This is a genomic window from Streptomyces sp. NPDC006610 (assembly GCF_040611575.1).
GTDB lineage: Bacteria > Actinomycetota > Actinomycetes > Streptomycetales > Streptomycetaceae > Streptomyces.
On sequence record NZ_JBEXOP010000094.1, the window covers coordinates 1 to 2105 of the forward strand.

Genomic DNA, 2105 nt, shown 5'->3' on the forward strand with positions numbered 1-2105 from the left:
CATAGGCCTTGGCGGCGGTGACGATGTGCTGGGGGTCGGCGCCGCGTTCGATGGCGGCGATCCAAGCCTTCTTGGCCTCTTCCTTGGCTTTCCGCTTGGGGTAGGTCAGCCAGAAGGCGCCGAAGGCCTCGAGGTGGTGGTCCGTCTTCTCGCTGCGGCTCTTGGTGTGGACCGGGGCGGCAGGTGTCTGCGGCTCGTCGCGGTCGGCTGCGGGAGAAGAGTCTTTTAGTAGTTGGTTGTCTGACGGTTGTGGGTGGTTAGGGCTGCGTTCCGTGCGTGACGAACGCACTTTAAGTGCGTGACGGACGGACTTAGAGTGCGTGACATCGCCGGTCACGGACTCTCCGTGCGTGACGGTCACGCCTTCTGAGTCCGTGACAGTCACGGACTCTCCGTGCGTGACACCCTTCGATCGGGACCGGCGCTTCCGCTCCGCAGCCGCGGCCCGGAACTCGTCCTCCTCCCTCTCCAGGTCGGCCCAGTCCGTGGCGGGCCGACGCAATCCCATGGCGAGCTTGTAGCGGGTACGCCCCTCCCGGACGCCGTCCTTGGCGATCAGGCCGCCCTTCTCCAGCCGGCGCAGGGCGCGCTGGACGGTGGCCCGGTCGAAGCCGGTGCGGTACTGGATGCGGAGCACTGAGGGGTGCGCGTCGGTGCCGGTCGGACTGGCGTGCTCAGCTAGCGCCTGAAGGACGTGCCGGGCGGTGGTGTCCGGCTTGCCCTTCTCGGTGCGCAGCATGGGCGCGTGGTCCATGGCCCATGTGACGGCCTCAGTGCTCACGGGTGTCTTCCTTCGGGAGGGTGTCTGTGCTGGTCATGACTGGTTTTGGGACAGCCCTCATGGAGGCGGGTGGGCCTTGTGGTGCGGGGCTTCGCCTGCCCCTGAATTGTACAACCCGTCGGACATGACAAGCGAGCGGTTGTGTATCCTGGTCGCATGAGTGAGTCCGGGATCCGACAGTTGGGCGTCTCTGAAGCCCGCGCGAACATGACCGAGGTCATCGCCGAGGTGCGCTTGCTCGGCACCCCCGTTGCGCTCACCCGCCGTGACAAGCCCCAGGCCATGCTCATCTCCATGGAGCGCTGGAAGCGGGCCGCGCTCGACGCTGAGGTCCGACCGCTGTACGACGACCTTGTGCGCCGGCTGTACGCCCTCGCCGAGGACGAGGAGTTCGCCGAGATGCTCGGCCGTAAGGATCCCGAGCTGTCCGAGCTGCTCAACAGCTCCGCCTACTGACATCCCTCCTCCTCCCTCCGGGGGCCCCGCCGTGTGGCGGGGCCTTTGCTGTGCGGTCGGGCGGCACGTTGTGCGGCGCCGGTCGGCTAGGTCAATTCGTGGTGTGACGTGCGGTTTGTGTACGTGTTGGGCGTGTGTAGACGCGGCGTCTCGTCGTGCTGGTGAGGGCAGGGCGCTTGGTCGTGGTCTGCGCGCCGGAAACGGGTCACGCGGCCTCCCCGATCTGCTGGCGCCGGCGACGTTGGCGGCTGGTTTTGCCGGCCCACATGCCGTCGACGGGGATGCCTTGCCGGGCCAGCCGGTCGGCGTGGGCTTCGCACGCGGCGAGGACGGGGCATCGCTGGCAGATGCGGCGCGCTTCGGCGTAGCCGCCGCCTTTGGGGACGTCCGTCCACAGATGGGGGCCGATCTGTGCACAGAGGGCCTGGTCGAGCCAGGACCGGCCGGCGCTCACGCGGCAGCCTCCATGGCCGGCTGGGGGTGGCGGCTGAGGGCGTGGTCGACGTAGGCCTTGGAGGTTCCGAGGCGTTGGGCGGCGGTCTGACGGTCGACGCCGGTGGTGCGGATGATCCACGCCGCTTCCTGGGCGATGATCTCCCGGCGGGTGACGCCGTACTCGGGGATGAAGTGGGGGTCGTCGATGGCGTCCATGCGGTCGGCCCAGTAGCCGGGTGTGGGCCAGCGGTTGGCCGCCGCGCGGGCGCGAGCTTGACGGGCGAAATGTTTGGCGACGCCGCTGCGTTCCGGTCGGCGGCCTTGGTACGTCTCGTAGACGTCGGTGACCAGGGTGCTGGTGCTGACGTGGATGCGCGTCTTGGCGAGGATTGAGCGGAAGTGTGCGGGCGCGTAGCCGATCTTCCGGTCGAGG

Annotated in this window: 4 protein-coding genes; 1 reads left to right on the forward strand and 3 read right to left on the reverse strand. The window is 68.4% G+C overall.

Annotation, left to right across the window (positions count from 1 at the left end):
• On the reverse strand, window positions 1-781 hold a 781-nt coding region (locus ABZY13_RS33405), incomplete at its 3' end, for a helix-turn-helix domain-containing protein (RefSeq protein ID WP_356637565.1).
• Window positions 782-937: 156 nt separating this feature from the next.
• Between ABZY13_RS33405 and ABZY13_RS33410 the strand changes: the two genes are divergently transcribed.
• Window positions 938-1237 (forward strand): type II toxin-antitoxin system prevent-host-death family antitoxin, encoded by a 300-nt coding sequence (locus ABZY13_RS33410; protein ID WP_356637567.1) that lies wholly within the window; start codon window positions 938-940, stop codon window positions 1235-1237.
• 205 nt (window positions 1238-1442) lie between these two features.
• Here the strand turns inward: ABZY13_RS33410 and ABZY13_RS33415 are convergent, their stop codons facing one another.
• Window positions 1443-1691, reverse strand: a complete 249-nt coding sequence (locus tag ABZY13_RS33415) for a WhiB family transcriptional regulator (RefSeq protein WP_356637569.1) — start codon at window positions 1689-1691, stop codon at window positions 1443-1445.
• On the reverse strand, window positions 1688-2105 hold a 418-nt coding region (locus tag ABZY13_RS33420; RefSeq protein ID WP_356637571.1), incomplete at its 5' end, for a hypothetical protein. The genes ABZY13_RS33415 and ABZY13_RS33420, both read right to left, overlap by 4 nt.